We start from the raw sequence: 23,391 nt of genomic DNA, 5'->3' as shown, positions 1-23,391 counted from the left end.
GCGGGTACGCGCGGGGGTGTGAACGGGGTAGGAGAAGCGAGTCGCGATGGAACCGGCCCCGGTGGGTGAGGACAGCGCGGTACCGGATGAGCAAGTCATACAGACCACGGTGGCCCTGGAGGGCGACGGCGCGTGCATCGCCCACGCCCGCCACCTCGCCGCCGGCTTCCTCACGCGCGTCCAAGGCGAGTACGGCCTGCCGGTCTCGCAGCGTGCCATGGACCTGACCCAGCTGGTGGTCAGCGAGCTGGTCACCAACGCCCGCAAGTACGCGCCGGGCCCGGTGCTGATGGACCTGCGCATCGTCGGCGACACGGTCGAAGTGGTGGTGTGGGATGGCGATCCGGTGCTGCCGGTGGCCCGGGCCGCGGACGCGGGACGGCTGGGCCAGCACGGTCTGGAGATCATCATGGCCGTCGCCCAGGGTTTCGAAGCGCAGCGGGAGCCGGTCGGCAAACGCATCACCGCCCGCATCGCCCTCCTGGACGATCCTGGCGGCGCCATCGCCGGACACCGACCCCTTTAGTTGGGGCGCGTATTGAGTCGTGATCACTGAGTGGTCCGGGTGAGGTCCTTGATCCAGATCATTGAGGCGCGCAGGTGGAGGCCGGCGAGGTAGCTGTCGGGGGTCTTGTCGTACCGGGTGGCGATGCCTCGCCATGCCTTGAGGGATAGCTGACCGACGGGCGGCGCAAGTCCATCGAGCCGATGGCCGCCCGGCTCGGGGCTGACGGCAACCGTCAGGCTCTGGCGAACTTCATCACCACCAGCCCTCGGGACCCGGCGCATATCCAGGCCCAGCTGGCCTGGCGGATGGAGGCGGTGATCCGGCCGAAAGCCGTGGTCTTCGACGACACCGAGTTCTTGAAGGACGGGAGTGTCTCGGCGTGCGTGTCGCGGCAGTACACCGGAACCGCCGGCAAGGTCACCAACTGCCAGGTGGGCGTCTCACTCCACCTCGCGTCCGACCGCGCCTCGACGGCGGTCAACTGGCGGCTGTTCCTGCCCCAGACCTGGGACCCGGCCTCACCGAAGGCCGACCCCGGCGAGGTCGCCCGTCGCACTGCCTGCGGCATTCCCGACGACATCGGGCACGTGGAGAAGTGGCAGCTGGCCCTGGACATGCCCGACGAGACCCGTTCCTGGGGGATCGACGTGCCGCTGGCCATCCCGGACGCTGGGTACGGTGACGCCGCGGCCTTCCGGCACGGGCTGCAGGTGCGCGGCCTGAATTACGTGGTGGGGATCTCTACCACCCTGTCGGCACAGCCCGCCGACGCGGTCCCGGTGTGCGAGCCGTACTCGGGCAACGGACGCCCGCCGGTGCCGAAGTACCCCGACCCTGCCCGGTCGGTGAAAGAGCTGGTCATCGCGGCGGGCCGGAAGACCGCACGGCCGGTGCAGTGGCGGGAGGGCTCCCGGCCTGGCACCGGCCGCTCCGGGGTCAAGCGGATGTACTCCCGCTTCGTGGCCTTGCGGATCCGGCCCGCCGGACGCGAGATCCGACAGGCCACCGACGGCCCGGAGCTGCCCGCGTGCTGGCTGCTGGCCGAATGGCCCGCAAGCAAGAGCGAGCCGGTCCAGTTCTGGCTGTCCGACCTGCCCGCCGGCACCCCGCCGACCACCCTGGTCCGGCTGGCCAAACTCCGCCGGCGCATCGAGCACGATTACCGGGAGATGAAACAGGCCCTGGGCCTGGCCCACTTCGAGGGCCGCACCTGGGGCGGCCGGCACCACCACGTCACCCTCGTCTCCGTCGCCCACGCCTTCTGCACCCTGCAACGACTGGCCCGGGGCCCCAAAAGACACGGCGTCGGCCTGAGCCTCTACCAAGTTGTCCGCGACCTGGACCGGCGCCTGCCCCACCTGCAACCGCGACATACCCAGCCCAACACCGACCTGACCAAGCCCTACTAGGGTGCCGAAGCTCAGGTCGCTCACTCCTCCATGATGCCCTTGGGCGTTTCCTGCGCCACGGTCACCATCCTGGTGAGTGCAGCGCGCATGTAGCGGGCCCAGAGCTGTTTGAACGGCCCCGCGACGATCCAGCGGCGGCCTGGCAGCGGCCGGAAGTCGTAGGTCCACCGGATCGACGTGCCGGTGCCATCGGGCAGGAACGACCACTCGCCGCGCACCCCGGAGATCAGCTTGGCCAGCACATTGGTGAAGCCACTCAGCTCGTAGGCGAACCCGTGCCCCTCCGCGATCTCGGTAAGCCGCTCGTCGGCCTTGGAGTCGTCGGTGAACCAGGTCTGGCGCGACGTCCCCGGCCGGTTCCAGGTGCCGGTCTGGTCGCGCACTTCCGCGACGCCGGGGAACGGTCCCCACGGCTTGAACACCTGGGCGAGGTCGATCGGCACGATGACCTGGTAGGTGTGCGCGGGGCTGGACGTTGTACGGGCGAAGACGGTGATCGGGACACTCGTTTTGGTCATGCCACGAGCATCGCGGCCAGCGCCTGCCCGAGGCAGACACCTGTGCTGCTCAACCGTGCTCAGCGCTGCCCACAGGTCACTCCCTCGGCAACTGGTGTGGCGGGGTCGGTGTGGGTGTCGTGGCCGATTGTCGCAGCAGTTGTTCGGTGAGGCGTTCCTTGGCCAGGGCGAGGTGGCGCCGGTAGGTGCCGTAGGGCACCCCGAGTCGTCGGGCGGCAGCCCTGTGGGTACGGGGGGCCGTGATGTACGTGGCGGTGAGGGCCTCGTGGGCTTTGACGCCCGCCGGGTCGGTCTGTATCGCGTCGAGGGCGGTGGTGATGGCGCCGCGCAGGTCCGCGGCCGGGTCGGGTGAGCCTGGTGTCACGAGATGGGAGTGCAGCAGGGCGCTGGTCGCGAATGCGCGTGGGGTGTGCCAGGTGCGCAGCGCCTCGAGTACGCCTTCCTCGAACGCGGCGCGCGGCAGCTGGTCGTCCGGGCCCCTCGCGGGGGCGGTTGCAGGCCATGTCGCCAGGGGCGTGAGTGCGGTGCGCGCCCGGTTTTGCACCCACTGTTCCACTGTCTGCCGTCGCCAGTCCCGGCCGAAGACGTGCTGTCGCAGGCCGCCGACGTCCACGGCCGCGACTTGCGGCATTCCGGCCTCGGCGAGGTAGCGGCCCCACCGGTCGGCGTCTTCGAAGACGGTGAAGGTCACCGCGCGTTGCTGGGTCCTCATCTCCTCGGCGATGGTGCGCCGGCTGATGAGTTCCATCAGGGGTGAGGGCTGCTGGTGCCCGCCGGGTTGCACCGCGAAGCGGCGGATGCCCAGGTGCTCGCCCGGTCCCAGGGGAGCGGCCGTCTCCACGAGGTCCCAGACCGCTGCGATCACCGGGTCCTCGGCGCGGTCCTCGGGCAGGGGTGCGTCCAGTCGCAGGATGGCCATGAACGAAACAGGTGTGGTGGAGCCGGTGTAGCGGTGGACGCGGAAGGCGTCCGGCTGGCGGCGCAGCCAGTGCGCGACCGCGGCTGCCGATGCCGGGCCCTCGGCCGCCTCGGCCATGCGCAGCACGGCGGGCACGTCTTCGGGCCGGAGCGGAGTGTCCTCGATGTGGGGGTGCTTCCGGTGGTCGTACAGGTTGTCCGGGCGGTCGTGGTCGCGGAAGAGGAACATCCATTCCGCGACTCGTAAGAGCGCGTCGTCGGCGGTGGCGGAGCGTACGGCCTGCAGGCCGGCGAGCGAGATGCGGGCGCGGATGTCGTCGCAGCGCTCGGGGTCCCGCCAGCGCAGGTCGGCCTCGAGGGTCGCCCGCACCGCGTCGTGCGGGTGCAGCCCTTCGGGTGTGACCTCGATGTAGGGCAGCTGGCGCAGCCAGGTGAACACCGTATTGGTGTCCTCGTCACCCAGTACCGCGCGCAGCAGGGGCTCGCGGGTGACATAGGCCTGCGCGACGACTTCGAGGGCGCGTCGATGGAGGGCGCTGGGCAGGTCGCCGACCAGCCGCTCGACCAGAGTCGTCAGGGTGTCGCCGGCGGGGTACCACGGCGCGCCGGGCGCGGCCGGGGGCACGGAGGCGGCCAGGGAGAGGGCGAGCGGGCTGCCTCCGGCGAAGGCGACGAAGGCGCCGCGCTGCTCGGCGGGGACCCCCCGGGCGGCGAGCAGGGCGTCGGACTCGGCGGGATCGAGCGGCCGTACGGGCAGTGCGGTGAACAGTTGCGCCCACCCGGGGTCCAGCGACCATTCGGCGTCGGGGGCGACCCTGCCGGCCACCACCACGATCGCCTGGTCGGCGAGCCGCGGCAGGAAGGTCTCGCGCAGCCACGTCTCGAGGGGCTGGCACTGTTCGAAGGTGTCGATGAGCAGCACCGTGCCGGGTTCGGAGCATGCCGGGGCGGCGGCCTCCTCGAGTCGGCGCGGATCGGTTTCGAGGAACCGTCCGTCCACGTGTACCACGCGGCGGCCGGCGAGTTCCGCCTGCCGGGCGGCGTAGCGCACGAGCGAGGACTTGCCGATGCCGCCGGGGCCGTGCAGGTACGCCACAAACGGCGCTTGCGCCGCGCCCGACAGCATCAGGTCGAGCACCGCCCGCTCCTGCTCCCTGCCCACCAGCGCTCCGGCTCGTGCCGCGGCCAGTCGGTCCGCCAGTCCCGCCGCTCCCAATCCAAGCTCCTTTCGTCAGGCCCATTTTGCCGTCGAAGATCGGTGTGATGAAGCGCTTTCTACGTGAGAGTGGTACCGAGCGGGGCAGCATCCCGGGACAGGAGGCGCTACTCGGATGTGTGCAGCATCGACTCGGTGTCGTCCGGGTGTTAAGCCTCAGTCTTTGTCCTCGGCGTGGCTCGTCGCTTCCCCTTGGCCCGGCGTCGAGCGGGACGTGTCGTTGCCCCTTCTGCCGGCCCCCCTGCCGTCCAGGCCACCCAAAGGGCGGTCCTGACCGCCTCCTCCGACTCCTCCGGTTCGGTCTCCTCGCCCGGAGCTTCCGCTCGTTCGTCCATGTCCATCTCTCCTTCGGTCTGTTTTTCTCCGGGCGTGAAGCCGCGGTTCAGGGAGCGGGGTGCCTGCCGGCCAGTGACGTGACGATCAGTCCGGGGGGCCGCTCCCGCGGACCGGCGGCCACGGAGGCGACCGGCATGAACCGGTTCGCCGCACGCGAGTTGCAGGGAGCTGACGAGCATTTCGCGGGTTGCACCCGGTGGGTCAGGTGAGGAGGTACGCCCTCAGGATCGTCGCCGAGTAGGTGTTGCCCTCGGTGTCGGTCAGGGTCGTCTTGAAGGAGACGGAGCGGGCCTTGGTCGGATGGGTGATGGCAAGGGTCTTCTTACCGTGGTCGGTGGTCACGCCGACGGCGGACCAGGTTGCTCCGGCGTCGTAGGAGACCTTCACCACCAGGGACTTCAGGTGCTTGGCGGCCGGGCCCTCGATGGAGAGCGGGACCGTGGTGCGGCGGCCGGAGGCGGCCGTGCCGGTGGGGGTGAGGGTGGGATGGAAGCGGACGGTGGAGAGAGGGAGGGGGGTGGAGGCGCTCGGTTGCTGTGACGTGTGTTTCGAGGTGAAGGTCCAGGCCGCGGTAAGGCGGCTGGTGGTTGCGGCCACCGTGGCCGGGCGGGTCAGGTCCGTGCGGATCGTGTACCGGGTCGAGCCGGCCGGAAGGTCGTCGACCGTCTGGCAGAGGTCGCCGTCGTTGTCGAGGAGGGTGCTGCCGCCCGCCGTGACCGTCGTGTGCCGTGCGGCCACGGAGGACGCCGGGTGGCCGGCGCCGTCGGCCAGGTCGGGGACGCACAGGTCGAGCGTGTCACCGCTGCGCCACGCGCCGTACGCGCCGCCGACGAGCGGGCTGAAGACGCCCACGTTGTACGTCGACTCGTACGTCCGTCCCGCCCGGTAGGACACCGGGCTCTCCTCGCCGTAGAACACGTCGGTGTCGTCCTCGGAGGCGTTCTGCTGGCCGAGGCCGACCGTCCAGCCGAATCCCTTGGGCGTGGTGACGTAGGTCTTCACCGTCGCCGGAAGCGGGAACGGGGCGCTCACCGTGCCCAGCGACAGGGAGGGTCCGTGCCACATGGCGTTGACGATGCCCTTGCGGTGGGCGACGGAGGATCCGAAGTGCCCTTTCATCAGGGCGAGTTCGCTCATCCGCGCGGTGTGCCGATAGCCGGTGGGGAAGCGGTCGGGCAGGTTGTAGAGGAGATTGTAGGTGGTGCTGCCCTTCTGCCACAGGCCGCCGAGCTGCGTGCTGAGCTTCCCGGGCGCGGCGGCCGGCCCCAGCGTCGCGGTGCGCAGATTGGTGAACGGGCCCCAGAACAGAGTCGTGTTGTGCGCCTCGCTTCCGGCGCCCACGCCGAAGTTGAGCCAGCCGTCCAGCATCTTCCCGCCACCCCTCGGCGGAGTGATTTCGACCGGTCTGGCCTTGCGGGCGTCGAAGGTGACCGTCGTGTTCCTGGTGATCGAGAGCTTCGGTCGGACGAGGGCCGTGGTGCCCTCGGCTCCGGTTCCGCCTTCGGCTGCGGACATCACCGTGTCGACGACAAAGTCACCACGTGGGACGCGCACCTTGTAGACGCCTTTGGCGATCTGCTGCGAGTCGTTCAGTTCCGTGGTCCAGTAGTCGCCCGAGTGGCCGAAGATCTCGGTCAGCGGCGAGCTGACGGGTTTTCCGCCGCGGTCCAGGAACTTCAGGGTCAGATCGTGTGCCTCGGCCTCGCGTACGACGCCGAAAGCCGTCCGTACGACCGTTTCGGTGCCCGGCTCGGTGGCGATGACCGCGCCCGAGTACGCGCCGTCCGCCGCCTCGGTGCGGGTGTCCGCGGTGAGGTCGACGCTCGCGGTGCCGCCCGCGGGGATGGTGAGTCGCGGGGCGCTGAGCCTGAACATGCCCTCGGGCGCGGTCTGCCCGGACGGGCCGGTCGCGGTGGCGGCGAGGTCCAGGGTGACCGGACCGTCGCCGTCGTTGCGGTAGGTGACGCGCCGGGTGAGCGGCTGGTCGTCAAAGTGGGGCCATCGCTGCTCGCCGAAGGACACCGAGGTCTGCTCGCTCACCACGGTCTGGGTGAGCGCCGGCGCCACGGAGATCCGCCCGGTTCCCTGCTGGTAGCCGGTCAGGCCGGCCGTCGGGACGGCGGAGGCGGTCAGTGCCTGCTTGATCCGCTGTCCCGTCCAGTCGGGGTGCCGCTGTGCCAGGATCGCGGCGGCCCCCGCGACATGCGGCGTCGCCATCGACGTACCGGACATGGAGACGTAGCCGTCTGCCGCCGGGGCGCCCAGTTCGCCGTGTGCCGCCTTCGCCGAGACGATGTCCACGCCCGGCGCGGTGAGGTCAGGCTTCAGCGCGCTGTCGGCGGTCGGGCCGGTGCTGGAGAAGTCGGCGATACGGTCCTTGCCGTCGACCGCGCCCACCGCGAGCGCCGACTTGGCGGTGCCCGGGGAGCTGAGAGTCCCGGGCCCGGGACCGTCGTTGCCCGCCGCGGCGACGGTGAGCATGCCGGTGCTCCTGGAGAGGGCGTTCACAGCCGTCTCGACCGGGTCGTTCCCCGGGGTGTCGGTGTGGCCGAGGCTGAGGTTGGCCACCTTCGCGCCCTGCGCGGCGGCCCACTCCAGGCCGGCGATGACGCTGGAAGCGCTGCCCTCGCCGCTGTCGTCGAGCACCTTGGCGTTGAGGATCTCGGCGCCGGGCGCGACGCCCCTGTACAGACCGCCGGATCTGGCCCCCGAACCGGCCACGGTCGCCGCGACATGCGTGCCGTGGCCGGTACGGTCTTCCGTGCTGCCGGTGCCGCTGAAGTCCTTCGACTCCGTGACCAGCGAGGCGAGGTCCGGGTGTGTGGTGTCGATGCCTGTGTCCAGGACGGCGACCTTGACGCCCTTGCCGTCGTACCCGGCGGCCCAGGCGCCGGGCGCGCCGATCTGTGTGACGTTGCCGCTGGCCTCCCCCTGCACCGCCCGTGCCGTGAACCGGCCGTCCAGCCAGACCCGGGCGACTCCCGGGGCGGTGGTAAGGGTCTTCCAGGCGTCGTCGGCCTCGGACTTGGGCACGGTGAGCGCGGAGCCGCCCAGGCTGGGCAGGTTCCGGCGTACGGTGACGTCCGCGTCCGCCACCAGCGACTTCTGGGTGTTCGCGCGCCGGGCGCCCGTCCCGTCGTACGTCACGATCAGCGGGAGCGTGCCGCGCCGGGCGTCGTCGTATCCGGCGCGTATCAGGGCGCTGACGTCGAACAGCCGCTTGTCCAGGGTGCCTTGGCCGATGCGGGCGGCGGCGTCGGCCGGCACGACGTACTGCTCGCCGCCGAGGCGCCGGACGGACACCGGGACGTCCTCGCGTCCCGGCGCCTGCTGCACGCCGGTCACCCGGCCCCGGGCGTCCAGTCGGACCCGGTCCCCGGTGACCAGGGTGACGAACCGGGCCGGTGATCCGGCACCCGCCGCTGCGGCGGTGGCCGCCCCCGCGGTCCGCGCGCCGAACTCGGAGGCGGTGTCAGTGTCCGCGGTGCGCAACCCGAGCCCCGTACCGGTGTCCGTCACCGAGACGCCCGTCATCACTCCCGCGACCAACAGGGCGGCCAGCGCCGCCGATGAGGATCCGATACGCATCAGCCGGCCCGCCCCGGAACCTGCTTGCTGGCGTCGACGATGGCGCGCTGTGTGATCGCGCTGGTGAACGTGACGGTGCCGACCTTGAACGGGCTGTCCGCCACCTTCTTGACCACGACGTTGCGCTCGCCGAGGAACTGCAGGGTCTTCTTGTCGAAGATCCACTCGGTGCGCTCGCCGGCGGCGTCGTTCTGCCGGGCGATCGCCACCCCGTGACGGCCCACGGCATCGACCGCGTCGTCCACCGCCACGACCCCGGGGATCTTCGCCGCGGCCTTGTAGAGGGCGGCAGCGAGATCGGCCGGCGGATAGCTCTCGGTCAGCAGATCACCGATAGCGACGAAGGCCGCCTGGTCGCGGGGCACTTCGTGGTCCCGGACGGCGTCCGAGTCCCGGTAGATCCGCTGCAACAGCTGGTCAGGGTCGGTGGGCAGCTTTACCAAGGCGTTGTAGGCCGAGTCGATCGGGGTGTCGCTGGACAGGGTCATGCCCTTGTCGCTCGTCTCGCCCGCTTCGATCAGCCAGCCGTTCTTGCCGTCGAGGGAGTTCCAGACCTGGCGGGAGTGCAGCTCCTGGCTGACCACCGTGGTCTTGTTGTCGATGGTCTGGGGGTAGGTGCTAGCCACCTTCGAGGCGATGTAGACGAACTGGCCGGCGTGCGGGGTGGGCATGGAGACCTCGCCGGCGGCCAGGGAGATGCGGTCGAGCAGCTGGGGGGCGCCCTTGGCCTCGGCGGCGCCGATCTGGGTGGTCAGCGCGGGGCCGGTGGCCAGAGCGGCCCTACCGCCGCCCCCGTTGCCGCCGGACAGAGCGACGCCGGCCACCACCGCGCCGGCCAGGGCGAAGGCCGCGGCGGGCAGCACGATCGCACGGCGCAGGAACGGGTTGCGGCGCCGCGGGGCGAGGGCCGGGCGGATGGGGGTGCGGTCGGTGCGGAGGTCTTCGTGGATCTGGGCCATCATCTGCTCCTTGTGGAACTGGTGGCGGCCCGCCGGCAGATCCCGCTCGACGGAGGGCAGGAGTCCCTGGGTCTCCGTCCACTCAGCCGGGCGTGGCTGGGAGGGGCTGGCGTTCATCGGTTTCCTTCCTGTGCGGACCGGATCACGTATCCGTGATCACCTGTTATCTGCCGGTTCGCGGTGGTGGGTTCCCGTTTTCTTCTGAGCAGTTCCGCGTCGGCGAGCTTGCGGAGCTTGCCGCGGGCGCGGGACAGCCGGGAACGGACGGTGCCGACGGGAATGCCGAGGGCGCGGGCGGCCTCGGAGTACTCCATGCCCTCCCACAGGCACAGTGTCAGGACCTCGCGTTCGGGGCGCTTGAGCAGACTGAGCGCGGTGAGCGTGGCGGCGATCCGACGCCGGTCGTCAAGCCGTCCGGCGGTCTCCTCGGCGTGGTCCTCGACCTGCTCCTCCGCGACGCCCGCGGCTGCCGCCGCCTCGGCCGCGTTCCGGTAGCGCCGGTTGCTGCGGTACTGGGAGCGGGCGACGTTGGTCGCGATACCCAGCAGCCACGGCCGCAGCGAGCCTCCGTCGGCCTCGACCGACGCGCGACGCCGCCACGCCTCCATGAACGTGGTCGACATGACGTCCTCGGCCGCGGACCAGTCGGCGGTCAGCCGGAAAGCATGGTTGTACACCGCACGGGCGTATGCGTCGAAAAGCTCCGCGAAGGCGTCCGGATCTCCAGTTCGCACCCGGGTTCGCATATCTGTGGTCACGTCTTGAACTGACTGCGAGTGCGGGCGAGTTCCTGTGTCCTGCGTCACACCGGTCCCGGGAGTCACCTCCGCACCAAGGAAGCGGCCAATCCGCACACCACTATCAAGCCGGGACACCGCGCGGATCAGGACAACGTCTCGGACCACCCGGCTCGGCCCCGGCAGCCGGCTCGACGGTGACGACACGGTCGTATCCCAGGCCACGCCGCACGACTCGCCGCGCAGGCTGTTCGGCGTGGACCGATCCGGGCCTGATGACGAATCGCCGCAGCCCGAAGAGAGGTTGTCTCACTTGGCGAGACGACGGTAGCCAACCAGGGTGCAGGCGATGGCTGTGAAGGCGGTGAATTCTGTGGCAGTCGCCGAGCCACGCCTTGGTCCGCACTATCGTCCGAGCAGTGTCGGCCTCCTGCAGAGGGGCCAGGTCCTGTCCGGTCGGCAAGGAGGGAATCTCACGGGGCACCCTCACCTCGACCGGGCCGACGTCGGTCACACGGTCTTCGCCCGGGTGCCGTTGCGGCTGTTGCCGTTGTTCTTCCCGGCCGGGTCGTGCTTCTCGTAGCCGGCGTGGTCGGTGATCTCGCCCTCCAAGGCGGACTCCAGTACCCGCTTGGTCAGCTGCTGCACCAGCCCGCCCTCGCCGGTCAGCTGCAGGCCCTCGTTCCAGGCCCGGTCCACCAGCATCGCAGCGAATTGCCCGTCCGACACCGCACTCGACGGTGCCTGAACCACCTGCTCGGCCTGCTCGTTCCCCACGGCGGTCTCCGTCATCAGACGTGTCTCCTTGATCACCGGATCCGCCGTTGATCAGACACTCCCACGGCAAGCACCGTTGCAGTACCGGCGGTGTGTCTCTTCAGACGCGCCCGGCGGGTCGGGGTGGGGCGGACAGGAACGGGAGAAGCTCATGGGCGAAGGCATCGGGACGTTCCTCGGGAACGAAGTGGCCACTGCCGGCAATCACCGCCCCGGTCAGGTGCGGCGCGACAGTGTCGAGACTGTCGGCGAGTCGGGCGCCTGAGCTGTGCTCGCCGCCGACGGCGAGTACGGGCATGGGAAGGGTTCCTCCGGTTTCGTGCCAGGCCCGGTTGACGCGGCCGTCCTCAAGGAGGGTGCGGTAGTGCGCGAACCCGGCGCGCAGGGCCTCGTATCCGCGGTAGGAGGAGGCGACGGTGGCAACCTCTTCCTGCGGGAAGGTTCCGGGTACCGCGGACAACCAGTCGAACCACCAGGTGAGGAATTCGCTCTCCCGGCCTTCGAGGAGCAGCTCGGGCAGTTTTTCGGTCATGAAGAGGCCGAAGTGGAACAGACCGCCGGAGGCCACGTCCATCGCCTGCTCCAGGCCGAAGCCGGGTAGGGCGAGTTCGACGAGGACGAGGTGTTCGACCTCCTCGGGGTGGCGGCGGGCGTAGGCGAAGGCCACCATGCCACCGATGTCGTGCCCGACGACGCGTACGCCGCCGTGGATGCCGAGTTGTGCGAGGAGTTCGCGCATGTCCTGTGCCTGTGTGTCCTTGTCGTATCCGCTCGGGGGACGGTCGGAGGCACCAGTGCCGCGCAGGTCGGGCGCGACGACGCGGTATCCGTGCGCGGCGAGGGTTGGCATGAGGTGGCGCCAGGCCCGCCATGTCTGGGGCCAGCCGTGCAGCAGGAGTACGGGTGCACCGGACCCGCCGACCACGGAGTGCAGCCGGGTGCCGTTCGCCGTGACGGTGATGCTCTCGAATCCGTCGGGGAGGGGCGTTTCGTCGCTCATGGGATCACCTGGGGCTGGGTCGAAGAGTGAGGGCCGGCGGAGCGGGCGGCGAGCTCGGCCAGTACCTGTACCTGGTCGGTGGAGGTGACGCGGGCTCCGGTGCGCTCGACGACGCGGCGGATGCGGGCATCGTTGGATGGTCGGCGTTGTTGAGGGCGGGGCGGAAAGGGGCAGTTCAGCGCGCCGCCCTTGTGGCCAGTGAGAAGCACGACGCTGCTCCGGGGAAGGAAGGACTGTGACGGGTAACAGCCGGCGCCGTTGTGCCAGGGGCGCTGACCGGCCCAAGCGCCCGGAGGGCACGGAGTGGTCAGGTCTTCCGTGCGAGGGCTTCGCGGACCGCGGGTACGACTTCGGCGGCGAACGCGCTGATCTGTCGGGTGTGGTCTCGTTCGGGCCAGATGACGAAACCGTTCATCCCGACGGTGCATACGAGCGCGACAAGGTGCTCGGCCCACTGGGAGGCGGGACCCTGGAACGGGCCGGCCGACTCCGGTTGGATGACACCGGCGATGTTGTAGACCCGGCGGATCGTGTCCGGATCACGGCCCGCCGCCAGAGCTGCGTCGTCGATGCGGCGGACAGCCGTGGGCAGTGCGTCAAGTCCGAGGTAGGCATGCGAGGGAAGCCAACCGTCTGCCTTCGCACCGGTCAGAGCCAGCATGCGGGGTCCGTACGAGCCCAGCCACAGCCCCAGACCGGGGCTCGGCGCCGGGCCAGGGTGGACGCCGGCCAGCGCGTAGTGCGCGCCGTGCGTCCGCACACTGCGCTCGCCACTCCACATGGCCCGGATGACGGTGATCGCCTCTTCAAGTGCGTCGACGGCCTCTCTGGGCGTGCGACGGGAGCCGCCCATGGCCTCGACGGCTTCCCAGAAGGCGCCGGCACCCAGGCCGAGCTGGACCCGGGAGCCGGTCAGTCTGTCCAAGGTCGCCACAGCCTTCGCCAGCACGGCAGGCGGACGTAACGGCAGGGAACTGACCGTCGGGACGAGCGTGACATTTCGCGTCCGCGCGGCCAGGAAGGTGAGCAGTGTCCACGTGTCGTCGAACGCCGCTTGATACGGGTGGTCCTGGATGGTGAGAAGGTCAAGGCCGAGACTGTCGATGAGTAGTGCGTGCTCGCTGGAGCGGCCGACGGGGAGGGCATGTGGCTCTACGTTTGCGCCGAACAGGACAGGGAGGGGCATGGAAGTCTCCTGAGCGACCGGCGCTTGCTCGACGTCGGCCGCCGTCTCGGGAGCGGGAAAGGACACTGGTCCGCCGTCCCCTCGGAGGCAGCGCCTTCGGGACCGGCCGGCAGCCAGGGTCGGCGGCTGTTCGGCAGGGGCGCTCGGGTCCGTGAGCGGTTCACGGCCAAGGCGGATCATGCGGCGCTGCTCTTTGTGGCTGGCGTGGTCGGTGCCGTCGAGTGCGAAGTGGCGCAGGGCGGTGAACTCGGCCTCGATACGGTTGAGCCAGGAACCGTTGGTCGGGTGTAGGCGATGGCCACGAACGATCTGGTCCTGCTGCTCAGCTCAGCGGGGAACCTCACCCTGCCGACCGGTGCCGGGTTTGCCGGCCCTGCGAGTCACAGGAATTCGCTCCGGTAGGTCGAGGCCAACTCGGCCGCGCGGCGGCGGCGCTCCGCGAGTTCCTCCTGCGACAGCTGTGGCGGCGGCGCGTCCTTGTCGGCGACGACATCGCCGATGCGCGTGAAGTACTCGTCCTGGCCGGCGGGGGTGCACATGCACAGCATGCGGGCCGGCGCACCAGAGACGTTGCGGAAGTTGTGCGGGGCGTTGGCCGGGATGTTGACCGTGGACCCGGCCCCTACGGTGTGCTTCTCGCCGCGGAAGGTGAACTCGATCTCGCCCTCGAGGATCGTGAACATCTCCTCGAAGTCGTGCCGGTGCGGCGGCGGGCCACCGCCGTCGGGGACGCGCATGTCGATCAGGCAGTACCGGCCGTCGGTCTGCTCGCCGGTGACCAGCATGGCGTACGTGTTGCCCACCAGAGAGATGTACGTCGTGCCGGGATCGTCGGGGTCCGCCACGGTCAGGGAGCGGGACAGGTCGTCGTCGGGGATCATCGGAATCGTCTCCTTCAGAGGTCAGTCAGGTGAGGATCAGGTGCCGGGCGGGTCGAATGGAGTCCGGCAGTCTCCAGGCCGTCGATGCGCATGCTGCGCGAAGTGGGATTCCGGCCCGGCCGCGCGGTGCTTCAGTGTGTTCGTGCCGGTGCCCGAGGGACTCCATCGCGGCGGGCAACGGGGCGAGGGGCTCCCTGTGTGGAGCGCCTGCATAGCCCTCCTGCGGCACGGGGTGAGCGCGCTCGGTGCCGGCTCAGATCGACTTGAGGACGCGGATGCGGTCGGCGATGGCGCGGCGGGCGACGTCGGAGGTGAAGGCGATGGAGTCGAACTCGTGCGGGGCGCCGGGGTGCAGGTGGAATTCGACCGGCACGCCGGCGCGGCTGAGTTTGGTGGCGTAGGCGGTGTCTTCGTCGCGGAAGACGTCGAGCTGGCCGACCTCGATGTAGGCCGGCGGCAGGCCGGTGGCGTCCTCGAGCCGGGCCGGGGCCGCCGTGGCCGGGACGTCGGGCCCGCCGGCGGCCTCGCCGAGCAGGGCGGGCCAGGCGGTGAGGCTGTCGTCGTAGGACCACAGCGCGTAGGGCACGATGTGGGGATCGGGGGTGGTGGTGCGGTCGTCGAGCATCGGCATGATGAGGATCTGGCGGGCGATCTTGGGGCCGCCGCGCTCGCGGGCGAGGATCGACACGGCTGCGGCGATGCCGCCGCCGGCGCTGTCCCCCATGACACCGATCCGGTCGGGGTCGATGCCGAGTTCGGCGGCGTGTGCGTGCAGCCAGCGCAGTGCGCTGTAGGCGTCCTCGAGCGGGGTCGGGAAGGGGTGCTCGGGGGCGCGTCGGTATTCGACCGACAGCATCGGCACGCCGCTGGCGGAGACGTAGCGGGAGACCGGGCCGTCGAACAGGTCGATGTGGCCGAAGATGTGTCCGCCGCCGTGGAAGAACAGCACGGCCGGGCCCGGCGCCGCGCCGTCCTTGGAGTACCAGCGCATGGTGATCCGCGCGCCGTCGCCTGCAGTCGTGTGCTGCTCGCTGGTCTTCACGTCGCCCGGGATCGGCTGGGCCGTTCCCGCGGCGCCGATGATCGGCTCCCACAGGGCGCGCCGCGCCGCGATGTCGCCTACGGCCGGTGGTGTGGCGTCCGCCATCGCGCCGGCCATCGGGGCCAGCGCCTCGGCGATTTCGGGATCCAGACTGAGTGCCATGGTCATTTCCCTTCGGTGGAGGATCGGCGTCAGTCGGCGGACGGGACCACGATGACCTTGCCGTGCACCGCGCCTTCGGCGGCCCGGGCGTGGAGCGCGGGGAGTTCGGCCAGCGGTACCCGCTCGGCGACGTCGACGCGCAGTTCGCCGCGGTCGATCAGCGCCACCAGTTGGGCCAGTTGGTCGGCGTCGCTGCGGACGAACAGGTCGATGCCGCGCACGTCGCGCTCCTCGTCGCTTGGGGCGGGCATCCACACCGTGGTGTTCACGACGACCCCACCGGGACGGACCAGGGTGACCAGCGAGGCCAGTTCGTCCGGGGCGACCGGTGCGAGGTTGAGTGCGAGGTCGACCGGTTCGGTCACTGCTACGGTCACGCTGGTGGTGGTGTGGTCGATGACTTCGTCGGCGCCGGCTGATGTGACTGCCTCGCTGCTGCGCGGGCCGGCTGTGGCGATGACGTGGGCGCCGGCGTTCTTGGCCAGCTGCACGGCGTAGCCGCCGACCGCGCCGCCGGCTCCGTTGATCAGGACGCGTTGCCCGGCCGTGATCTTGGCGTGGTCGAAGAGCGCCTGGTACGCGGTCAGGCCCACCAGCGGCAGCGCGGCGGCGTCGGCCAGGGGGACGCTCTTGGGGGCCGGGGTCAGGACGTCGGCCGGCGCGAGAACGTACTGCGCGGCGGCGCCGTTGCCGTCCATCGGCAGGAAGCCGATGACGTCGTCGCCGACGGCGATGCCGTCGATGCCCTCGCCGACCGCGTCGATGGTGCCGGCGACGTCGATGCCGGGCGTGTGGGGCAGCTGCACCGGTATGGGGCCTTGCATGAAGCCGCCGCGGATGTTGCCGTCGACGGGGTTGAACGATGTCGCGGCGACGCGGATGCGGACCTGCCCGGCCCCGGGGACGGGCTGCTCCACGTCCTCGTAGCGCAGGACGTCGGGGGCGCCGTACTCGTGGAAACGCACTGCCTTCATTTCGGTTCTCACCTTCACTGCGATCGATGCTGCTTCGAATTCGAAGCAACTGTTGATGACGGTACCTCTACTTCGAATTCGAAGCAAGTGTTGTTACTGCCGGTGCGAGCGCATCGCCGCGGCGAGTTCGACGGCGGCTCGGCCGATGCAGGCGCGCAGCCGCGCCGCGTCGCTGAGCGCCGTGGCCTGCCAGTCGGCGGGGCCTGCGACGACGACCGTGGGCACGGGTTCGGCGTGCACGTCGGTCAGGCGCCTGCGCATCACCTGCGCGAGGTCGGGTGGCTGCCGGCGGGAGCTGCTGTCGAGCGCCAGCAGTACCGGCATGCCGGAGAGGACTTTGTCCCCGAGGACGGCGAAGAACGAGTCGAACACCTCGCTCGGGGATGCGGCGAGCACCGGGGTCGCCACCACCAGCCCGTCCGCTGTCACGACGGCCGCGATCGCCTCCCGCAGGTCGAGGCTGGCGCGGCCCTGGGCGGAGTGCTGGGCGAGGTCGGCCGTCAGCCGGTGCAGCTCCAGCACCTCCACCTCGGCGCGCGCACCCCCGGCTGCCAGTGACCGGCACACGGCCTCCGCGGCCAGGTCCGCGAGCAGGCGGGTCGGGCGCCCGTAGCCGACGCCGGCGCACAGGACGGCCAGAGACACCGGGCTCCACGCGGCGGTGCTCATCCCGGCATCGTGTTCATGGCTTCTGCGCTGCGGCCGGGCTGTCGTGCCGTCACCGGGAGGGCCGAGGACGACGTTGCGCAAGGTAGGGAATGCTCATGGCGGGTCCTCGGGATACGTGGGCGGCGGCGCCGTCCTTCGACTCGTAACCCTGCGCCGCGCCACTGCCCGATCTCCATGTTCTGCGGTGCTCAGTCGGGCCCAACACTGCCCACACCGTGCGCTCACGAGGTCACGACACCGGGCCGGGAGATCCTCGCGTCCGCCCGACCCACCGGCCCGGGATGGCACCGGAGTTCGAGGAGGAGTTCACTTCCAGCTCCGTCTGCGGTGGTCGGAACGGCACCACGCCACACTCTTCGAATTCGAAGCAGTAGACTTCGGTCATGCCTGATTCACCGCCGTCGCTCGACCCCGTGCAGCTCGGCGCCTACTTCGACCTCATCGAGGTGACCAGCCTGCTCCGGCATGCCGTCGAGCAGCAGCTGCGCGAGGCCGGCGATCTCAGCTATGTGCAGTTCCAGCTGCTGGCCCGCCTCGGAGACTCTCCGACGGGCAGTCACCGCATGACCGACCTGGCCGACGGCGTCGTCTACAGCCGCAGCGGCCTGACCTACCAGGTGGATCTGCTCCAGAAGGAGGGCCTGGTCGTCCGCGCTCCCTCGCCGGACGACGAACGGAGCATCACCGTCACCCTCACCGACGCCGGGCGTGAGCTGCTCGCGAAGGTGCTGCCGGGCCACATCGAGGTGGTCAGCCGCCTGCTGTTCAAGCCGCTTTCGCGCGACGACGTCGAAGCTCTCGCCGGCCTGCTGGCGCCGGTGCGCGACCACATGCGCTCGATGCCGTCCCGCTCGGCCGCGCCGCGCCGCCGCAAAGGCGGAGCATAAGGACTCGACCCAGACCACGCAGTAGGGACACGACACGTCCCGCTCGACGCCGGGCCAAGGGGAAGCGACGAGCCACGCCGAGGACAAGGGCTGTGGCGTAGCGCCCGGACGACGTCGAGTCGGTGCTACATACATGCGAGCAGCGCTCTCCGTCCCGTGAGCTGCCCCGCACTCGGTGCTACTCACGTGGAAAGCGCTTCATCAATCGGATCTTCGACGGCTGCCGGCCGAGCGCGGCGAAATCGGCAGGTGCGTCGACGGGGGCCGGGATAGTCGGTCCGCGCCGCACCCGCTCGGCCAGCCCTCAAAAAGGGCGGCGTCTGGCACGCATCTACCAACCCACGACCCGTGAGTGAGCAGTACTGATTATCCGGCGGCTTCGGTCGTCTCGTCCGTGGGTTTGTCGGGGTAGATCAGTTGCACGGCAAGGCCAATCGCTACGCAGCAACTCAGCAAGACACCGAAGCGTATGAACCTCGCAACCCCCTCCCAATCGGATGGAGGCCCCAGAACCAGCCAGAACGCGAGACCCATCGTCGCAAGGACAATTGCTACGCCAAGTAACCGACGCACCCCATGCTCCCTTCTCTTACGATCTTCAATCAGCCGTTTACTCTACTCATCGGAAACTTGCAGGAACGCGCAGGGCAGATGGCGGCCGGCTCAAGTCCTACGCATGGAACCTCGGTGGCACCATCGGGAGACCAGGCAGACCAGCCCGGCTCTCCTGGCCTGTCGAGCAGGCACCGTGGACGGCCCCGTCCTGCGCGGCGGCGATCGAAGACCGCAACGGTCGTCTGCATGCTCGACCTGGCTTTGTTCACCAAGCCACCGTCAGTTCCTGCAGCCCTCGCTTGTGAAACGAGGGGACCCACTTCAGCTCGGTGACGGGCACAGCCAGCTTCAGCCTGCCAAACCGATGGAAAAGGCTGGTGATGGCTACATCCCCTTGGAGTCGCGCGAGCGGGGCGCCGAGGCAGTAGTGGATGCCGTGCCCGAAGCCGAGGTGCGCCGGGGCGCGATGAGGATCGAAGCTGGCGGGCGACGCGAAGTGTGTCCCGTCGCGGTTGGCCGAGATCAGCGAGACCCAGACGCGTCCGCCGACTGGTATCCGGACGCCGCCGATAGTGATGTCCTTGAGCGCGAACCGGCGAACTCCCAGCATGAAGGGCGCGTTCCAGCGGAGTGTTTCCTCCAGAACATCGCGGACCAGGGTGTTCCTGTCGCGGACCGCATGTGCGTGCTGGGGGTGCAGCAGCAGCGCCAGGAGGCCGTTCCCGATGAGGTTGACCGTGTTGTCATATCCGGCGAAAAGGATCAGGAATGCCATGGCCAGGAGCTCGGGCTCGGTGAGGCTGTCGTGTGTATCGCGGGCTTCGATCATGGCGGAGAGGAGGTCGTCGGTCGGATGGGTGCGCTTGGCAGCGATGATCTCGACGAGGAACTGGTGCATCTCCCGCATTGCCCGTCGCGATTCCCTGGCCGCGTCTGGGGCGGGTGCGAGCAGCGTGTTGGTCCAGGCCCGGAAGTCGCGACGGGCATCGAGGGGCACGCCGAGCAGTTCGCAGATGACGGCCATGGGCAACGGGTTAGCCAAGGCCCTCATGAGGTCTACGGGCGGGTCGGTGAAGGCGTCCAGCAGCTCATCGGTCTGGGCCTGGATTCGAGGCTTCAATTCTTCGATCCGGCGGGGCGTGAAGGCCTTTGAGACCAGACGGCGCAGTCGCGTGAGGTCGGGCGGATCCATGTTCAGCAGGTGGGCATCCAGCTCCGGGGGCATCGACGATTGGTGGAGGCCAGTGCTGTGGGCATTGCCTTTGTCCAAGGACAGTCTCGGGTCCGCTAGCGCTTTACGGACGTCCTGGTAACGGGTGACCAGCCATACGCTGACGCCGTCTGGTGTGGTCGTCTGATGCACCGGGCCGATCTTCCGCAGCTGGTCATAGGCCTGGTGAGGGTCCGTTATGAGGACGTCGCTGAAGAGGCTGGGCGGGGTGGCGTGGGTCATGCGCGTACAGCTCCGAGGGTCTCCGCCTGGGCGATGGCGTCCTTGATGAAGTCGGAGCTTCGGAAGGCGGTGGCTACGCGGATCAGCCAGTCACGCTCGATGCCCATGTCGCCGGCCGCCGGGTGGTGCGGGACGGTTGTGGTGTGCTGCTGGGCGTTGCCCTCCTCCATGGCTTGAAGAGCTGCTTTTACCTGAGTTGCTTCAACGAAGGCCTCAACCTGGTCAGCAGGAACGTTGCTGCGCGCGATCAGTTTGCGCGCGTGCTGGGCCACCGCTGGGTCGACGTAGGGGCGGAGCGCTAATTGTGCGTCGCGGATTTCGATGATTTGACGACTGACCAGGAATGACAGTTCGTCGTGGCGGGCTGCGCGCCGTGGATTGTCCGGGTAGAGGTCCGGGAAGAGCACCACCTCAGGGAAAGCGTGGGTCAGGACCTCTCAGAGGAGGGAGAGCCGCCGGTAGGCGCGGTACTGGCTGATCCGCTCACGGGCGGTGTCCACCCCGACGCCCCAGGCCGGCATGGTGAAGCCGACCGCGAACAGCCAGGCGGAGATGCTTGCGCACATCGGTGCCACGTTCACGCTGATGAAGTGGAGCGGAGAGGTGCCAAGCAGGTCCCATATCAGGGATATGACCTTCGGCATGGCATAGCCCTGGCCGACGAGAGCGCCGACGGCGACGGTCCGCAGTCCTCTGCGGAGCCACGGGCGGTCGACGGCCGTGGCATATCGGCAGCACATCCGGGTGGGGCCGGTCATTCCGACAACGAACAGAACCCCGTAGATGAGCAGGAACTGGGTGATGTACGGCGTCTCTGCGTAGTACACGTCGAAGTCGACATGGTGTTCTCCGTCGCTGACGTCACCCAGGAAGAAGAACGTGATCATGGAAGCGACCGAGGTGACGGCGTAGGCCAGGAGGATGCGGTGCCACAGCTTGACGCGGACGGGTACTTCTGGCCGGGCCAGCGCCTTTGCGCCGCGATCGTCGACCGGCTCACCTTCGGCGGCAACCTCATTCAGACCGGCACCGACTCCTACCGCCTCGCCCTCACCCAAGCCAGGGCCGCCGCTCAGGACGCTGTCGGCTAACGATCTGGGGAGCGGTTTCCGGCCGAGCAACCCTGCGGACGGGTCGAAATGAAGTGGCGTCGCCGGTGCCCTGTTGTTTGGATGCCCGGCGTGACTTCTGCCGATTTTGACGATCACCCTGAGCGGGCACTGCTGGACCGGCTCGAGGAGTACTACGACGCGGTCCCGCGCCACGGCGCCCGCGTCGAGGACCACGGGCCGCTCACCCTGTTCGTGCGGGAGGGCGAGGGCTGGCCGTTCTACGCACGTCCCGCACGGGGATGGTCCGGACCGCTGGACGCCTCCGACGTGCAGAAGGTCCGTGCCCGCCAGCGGGAGCTGGGGATCCCAGAGAGTTTCGAATGGGTCGCCGAAACCACACCCCAGCTGCGGGCGGCAGTCGAGAAGTCCGGACTCGTGGTCCACGAACATCCGCTGATGGTGCTCGATACCGTTACTCCCGCAGCCCCCCTGGAGGGATTGTCAGGCAGCATAGAGGTGCGGATCGTAGGCGCGGACGATCCGATACTGCCCGGCGCCCTGGCCGTTCCTCACCTCGCCTTCGCCGAGCCGGGAACCCACGTCGGTTTCGCGGGAACACCGCAACTGGCGGAAGCGATCGACGCCCGCGTCGCCGACGGATCGGTGGACCACGCGATCGTGCGCATCCGGGCGGGTCTGACGGTGGTCGCCGCAGCTGTCGAGCACGGATCAGCGCTGTCCGCGGGCCAGCACCAACCGCTCGCAGGAGTCAGCGAGATCGTCGGCGTTGGAACGCTCCCCGCAGTTCGCCGTCGCGGTCTCGCACTCGCGGTCACCGCGGCACTGGTGGCCGACGCCCGATCGCAGCGCGCGGCAACCGTCTTCCTGTCTGCAGGTGATGACGATGTCGCGCGGGTCTACGCCCGACTCGGCTTCCGCAAGATCGGTACGGCGCTGATCGCCGAACCCTCCGAATAGGTCGACTCTGTCCACTTCGCAGCGGTGTTACTTCTCACCGACCTTTCCGGGCTCTGCGATCGACTAGTGGTGTCCAAACTCGGGTACAGACGGTGTCCGTTTTCACATACGAAGCCAAGGGTCCGCTCCGGACACAGCAGGCGCGGGTCCCTGCTATCGCCCGTCTCCGGGACCACCTCGCCGCACTCGGCGCCCCTCCTTCCGCCTCGACCGAGGAACTTTCCCATGTCTGCGCCTGCTCAAGGGCGGCCCTCGTACGCCGCCGTACTGCGCCTTCCGTACGCCCGACGCACCTTCGGTGCCACCCTGCTCGGGCGACTCTCGTACGGGATGCTCACCCTCTCCGTGATGCTGGCGGTGACCCGGGCCACCGGCTCGTATGCCGCCGCAGGCACGATCATGGCGCTGTTCGGCGCCACCAGTGTCTTCCTGTCCCCGGTACGGGCGGCCCTCGTCGACCGCCACGGCCCGCGCCTCGCGCTCCTTCCGATGGCCCTGCTCTATGCGGGTCTCCTGTGCGCCCTCGCGGTGGCCTCCTGGCGGCCCGGCGCCCCCGCCTTTCTGCTGGGCGCCATCGCCGCAGCCGCAGGCGCTGCGACGCCTCCGCTCGGCCCCTCGATGCGGGCCATCTGGCGTGAACTCACCGAGGAACAGCCGCTGCTGCAGCGCGCGTACAGCCTGGACGGCGTCGCGGAGGAGATGCTCCTCATCTCCGGTCCGCTGCTGGTCGGCGCGCTGGTGCAGATCGCGCCCCCGGCGGCCGGGGTCATAGTGAGCGCGCTGCTCGTGGGGGTCGGGACGTTCGCATTCGTCATGTCACCAGCCGTGCGGGACGTACGGCCGACTGCCGTTGCCAAGGCGGCGGCGCCCTCCGAGGCGCGGCTGCAGGGGGCGCGGGCGCTGCTGACGCCGGTCGTGGTGGCGGCCGGGGTCGGGCTGTCCCTGGGTGCCATGGATCTGCTGGTCCTCGCGTTCGCGACGGAGCGGCATCATGGTGACGACGTGGTCGCCTGGGTGCTCGCGGCCCTCTCGGCGGGCAGCGCGGTCGGTGGGCTCTTGAACGGTGCCGTCAACTGGCACATCGGGGCCCGGGTACGACTGCCGCTGCTGGCTGTCGGACTCGGTCTCGCCCTGGCCGCCGCGGGGCTCGCGCCGGGCGTGGGGGCGCTGACCGTGGCGGTGGCGTGTGCAGGATTCTTTGTGGCTCCGGCGCTCACCACGGCATACCTGCTGGCCGACGAGGTGGCACCGCCAGAGCGCCGCACCCAGGCGGGCGCCTGGGTCAACACGGCGGTGAACGCAGGGATCTCGGGCGGCACGGCGGTGGCGGGTCTGCTGGCGGCACGGCTGCCGCTCGAGGTGTGCTTCGCGCTCGCGGGCAGTGTGACTCTGCTCGCAGCCCTGGCCTGCTCCGTGAGGAAGCCGAAGACAGCCAGCCTGCCCCTGGGTGAAGGGTCTCCCAGCAGCCGAGAGCCTGCCCTCAGCAAACAATCTTCCGCACCCTCCGCAGCCCCGCCCGGCTCACCGAGTACCGAACTGAAGTCCCCCGCTGGTCACGCTCCAGAATCCCCGCCTCAGCCATGAAC

At 69.7% G+C, this 23,391-nt stretch carries 18 protein-coding genes and 3 pseudogenes; 6 read left to right on the top strand and 15 right to left on the bottom strand.

The window, feature by feature from the left end:
- Positions 1-46: 46 nt before the first annotated feature.
- Both CP976_RS42630 and CP976_RS42620 read left to right on the top strand, forming a co-directional pair.
- On the top strand, positions 47-526 hold the full coding sequence (locus CP976_RS42630) for an ATP-binding protein (protein WP_150485138.1): 480 nt from the start codon (positions 47-49) through the stop codon (positions 524-526).
- A 149-nt stretch (positions 527-675) separates the two neighbouring features.
- A pseudogene (locus CP976_RS42620) lies at positions 676-1,803 on the top strand (IS701 family transposase); the annotation flags it as partial.
- 134 nt (positions 1,804-1,937) lie between these two features.
- On the opposite strand, the gene CP976_RS42615 reads toward CP976_RS42620, so the two are convergent.
- From CP976_RS42615 to CP976_RS42560, 12 genes and pseudogenes are all read right to left on the bottom strand, one after another.
- Positions 1,938-2,435: an SRPBCC family protein gene (locus CP976_RS42615; RefSeq protein WP_150485137.1), complete on the bottom strand. Its 498-nt coding sequence runs from the start codon at positions 2,433-2,435 to the stop codon at positions 1,938-1,940.
- Positions 2,436-2,511: 76 nt separating this feature from the next.
- Complete coding sequence (locus tag CP976_RS42610; RefSeq protein ID WP_208838959.1) at positions 2,512-4,569, bottom strand: AAA family ATPase; 2,058 nt, start codon at positions 4,567-4,569, stop codon at positions 2,512-2,514.
- A 537-nt stretch (positions 4,570-5,106) separates the two neighbouring features.
- Complete coding sequence (locus tag CP976_RS42605) at positions 5,107-8,493, bottom strand: S8 family peptidase (protein WP_229876593.1); 3,387 nt, start codon at positions 8,491-8,493, stop codon at positions 5,107-5,109.
- Positions 8,493-9,569, bottom strand: coding sequence for a CU044_5270 family protein (locus tag CP976_RS42600; protein WP_150485136.1), 1,077 nt, complete (start codon positions 9,567-9,569; stop codon positions 8,493-8,495). The genes CP976_RS42605 and CP976_RS42600 overlap by 1 nt, the downstream gene beginning before the upstream one ends.
- Entirely contained in the window at positions 9,566-10,198 is a 633-nt protein-coding gene (locus CP976_RS42595; RefSeq protein WP_373304935.1) for an RNA polymerase sigma factor, read from the bottom strand. Before CP976_RS42595 ends, CP976_RS42600 begins: the two co-directional genes overlap by 4 nt.
- Before the next feature lie 463 nt (positions 10,199-10,661).
- A pseudogene (locus tag CP976_RS42590) lies at positions 10,662-10,981 on the bottom strand (transposase); the annotation flags it as partial.
- 85 nt (positions 10,982-11,066) lie between these two features.
- The gene (locus CP976_RS42585; protein WP_150485134.1) at positions 11,067-11,966 is read right to left on the bottom strand and encodes an alpha/beta fold hydrolase; all 900 of its coding nucleotides are present in this window, start codon (positions 11,964-11,966) and stop codon (positions 11,067-11,069) included.
- A 307-nt stretch (positions 11,967-12,273) separates the two neighbouring features.
- Positions 12,274-13,152: an LLM class flavin-dependent oxidoreductase gene (locus CP976_RS42580; protein ID WP_150485133.1), complete on the bottom strand. Its 879-nt coding sequence runs from the start codon at positions 13,150-13,152 to the stop codon at positions 12,274-12,276.
- 380 nt (positions 13,153-13,532) lie between these two features.
- A complete protein-coding gene (locus CP976_RS42575; protein ID WP_150485132.1) occupies positions 13,533-14,033 on the bottom strand; it encodes a cupin domain-containing protein in 501 nt (166 codons plus the stop codon).
- 253 nt (positions 14,034-14,286) lie between these two features.
- Complete coding sequence (locus CP976_RS42570) at positions 14,287-15,237, bottom strand: alpha/beta hydrolase (protein ID WP_150485131.1); 951 nt, start codon at positions 15,235-15,237, stop codon at positions 14,287-14,289.
- A gap of 29 nt (positions 15,238-15,266) precedes the next feature.
- Positions 15,267-16,211, bottom strand: a complete 945-nt coding sequence (locus CP976_RS42565; protein WP_150485130.1) for an NADP-dependent oxidoreductase — start codon at positions 16,209-16,211, stop codon at positions 15,267-15,269.
- Positions 16,212-16,304: 93 nt separating this feature from the next.
- On the bottom strand, positions 16,305-16,880 hold the full coding sequence (locus CP976_RS42560) for an NAD(P)H-dependent oxidoreductase (RefSeq protein ID WP_150485129.1): 576 nt from the start codon (positions 16,878-16,880) through the stop codon (positions 16,305-16,307).
- Between the two features lie 383 nt (positions 16,881-17,263).
- Here CP976_RS42560 and CP976_RS42555 point away from each other — a divergent pair, with 383 nt between their 5' ends.
- Positions 17,264-17,767, top strand: a complete 504-nt coding sequence (locus tag CP976_RS42555; RefSeq protein ID WP_150485128.1) for a MarR family winged helix-turn-helix transcriptional regulator — start codon at positions 17,264-17,266, stop codon at positions 17,765-17,767.
- A gap of 820 nt (positions 17,768-18,587) precedes the next feature.
- On the opposite strand, the gene CP976_RS42550 is transcribed toward CP976_RS42555, so the two are convergent.
- The 3 genes from CP976_RS42550 to CP976_RS42540 are packed head-to-tail and all read right to left on the bottom strand — an operon-like array spanning position 18,588 to position 20,662.
- Positions 18,588-19,775: a cytochrome P450 family protein gene (locus tag CP976_RS42550; protein WP_150485127.1), complete on the bottom strand. Its 1,188-nt coding sequence runs from the start codon at positions 19,773-19,775 to the stop codon at positions 18,588-18,590.
- On the bottom strand, positions 19,772-20,206 hold the full coding sequence (locus CP976_RS42545; RefSeq protein WP_308430102.1) for a DUF6545 domain-containing protein: 435 nt from the start codon (positions 20,204-20,206) through the stop codon (positions 19,772-19,774). The genes CP976_RS42550 and CP976_RS42545 overlap by 4 nt, the downstream gene beginning before the upstream one ends.
- A 6-nt stretch (positions 20,207-20,212) precedes the next feature.
- The gene (locus CP976_RS42540) at positions 20,213-20,662 is read right to left on the bottom strand and encodes a hypothetical protein (RefSeq protein WP_150485125.1); all 450 of its coding nucleotides are present in this window, start codon (positions 20,660-20,662) and stop codon (positions 20,213-20,215) included.
- Positions 20,663-20,743: 81 nt separating this feature from the next.
- Here CP976_RS42540 and CP976_RS42535 point away from each other — a divergent pair.
- The 3 genes and pseudogenes from CP976_RS42535 to CP976_RS42525 form a co-directional block, all read left to right on the top strand.
- Positions 20,744-20,866: pseudogene (locus tag CP976_RS42535) on the top strand (IS21-like element helper ATPase IstB); the annotation flags it as partial.
- Between the two features lie 90 nt (positions 20,867-20,956).
- Positions 20,957-21,805: a GNAT family N-acetyltransferase gene (locus CP976_RS42530; RefSeq protein WP_229876591.1), complete on the top strand. Its 849-nt coding sequence runs from the start codon at positions 20,957-20,959 to the stop codon at positions 21,803-21,805.
- 225 nt (positions 21,806-22,030) lie between these two features.
- A complete protein-coding gene (locus CP976_RS42525) occupies positions 22,031-23,389 on the top strand; it encodes an MFS transporter (RefSeq protein WP_150485123.1) in 1,359 nt (452 codons plus the stop codon).
- The last annotated feature ends 2 nt before the right edge of the window (positions 23,390-23,391 follow it).

The sequence above is a fragment of the Streptomyces coeruleorubidus genome (genome assembly GCF_008705135.1).
Lineage (GTDB): Bacteria > Actinomycetota > Actinomycetes > Streptomycetales > Streptomycetaceae > Streptomyces > Streptomyces coeruleofuscus.
Note: the sequence above shows the minus strand (reverse complement) of the source record. Positions and strands in the feature narration are given on the sequence as shown.

Excerpts from the sequence above, each read along its gene's own strand:
- CP976_RS42585 (WP_150485134.1), bottom strand. The coding sequence starts at position 11,966 with ATGAGCGACGAAACGCCCCTCCCCGACGGATTCGAGAGCATCACCGTC.
- CP976_RS42605 (WP_229876593.1), bottom strand. The coding sequence starts at position 8,493 with ATGCGTATCGGATCCTCATCGGCGGCGCTGGCCGCCCTGTTGGTCGCG.
- CP976_RS42595 (WP_373304935.1), bottom strand. The coding sequence starts at position 10,198 with ATGCGAACCCGGGTGCGAACTGGAGATCCGGACGCCTTCGCGGAGCTT.
- CP976_RS42615 (WP_150485137.1), bottom strand. The coding sequence starts at position 2,435 with ATGACCAAAACGAGTGTCCCGATCACCGTCTTCGCCCGTACAACGTCC.
- CP976_RS42575 (WP_150485132.1), bottom strand. The coding sequence starts at position 14,033 with ATGATCCCCGACGACGACCTGTCCCGCTCCCTGACCGTGGCGGACCCC.
- CP976_RS42555 (WP_150485128.1), top strand. The coding sequence starts at position 17,264 with ATGCCTGATTCACCGCCGTCGCTCGACCCCGTGCAGCTCGGCGCCTAC.
- CP976_RS42525 (WP_150485123.1), top strand. The coding sequence starts at position 22,031 with ATGTCTGCGCCTGCTCAAGGGCGGCCCTCGTACGCCGCCGTACTGCGC.
- CP976_RS42570 (WP_150485131.1), bottom strand. The coding sequence starts at position 15,237 with ATGGCACTCAGTCTGGATCCCGAAATCGCCGAGGCGCTGGCCCCGATG.
- CP976_RS42580 (WP_150485133.1), bottom strand. The coding sequence starts at position 13,152 with ATGCCCCTCCCTGTCCTGTTCGGCGCAAACGTAGAGCCACATGCCCTC.
- CP976_RS42565 (WP_150485130.1), bottom strand. The coding sequence starts at position 16,211 with ATGAAGGCAGTGCGTTTCCACGAGTACGGCGCCCCCGACGTCCTGCGC.
- CP976_RS42600 (WP_150485136.1), bottom strand. The coding sequence starts at position 9,569 with ATGAACGCCAGCCCCTCCCAGCCACGCCCGGCTGAGTGGACGGAGACC.
- CP976_RS42550 (WP_150485127.1), bottom strand. The coding sequence starts at position 19,775 with ATGACCCACGCCACCCCGCCCAGCCTCTTCAGCGACGTCCTCATAACG.
- CP976_RS42540 (WP_150485125.1), bottom strand. The coding sequence starts at position 20,662 with ATGATCACGTTCTTCTTCCTGGGTGACGTCAGCGACGGAGAACACCAT.
- CP976_RS42560 (WP_150485129.1), bottom strand. The coding sequence starts at position 16,880 with ATGAGCACCGCCGCGTGGAGCCCGGTGTCTCTGGCCGTCCTGTGCGCC.
- CP976_RS42630 (WP_150485138.1), top strand. The coding sequence starts at position 47 with ATGGAACCGGCCCCGGTGGGTGAGGACAGCGCGGTACCGGATGAGCAA.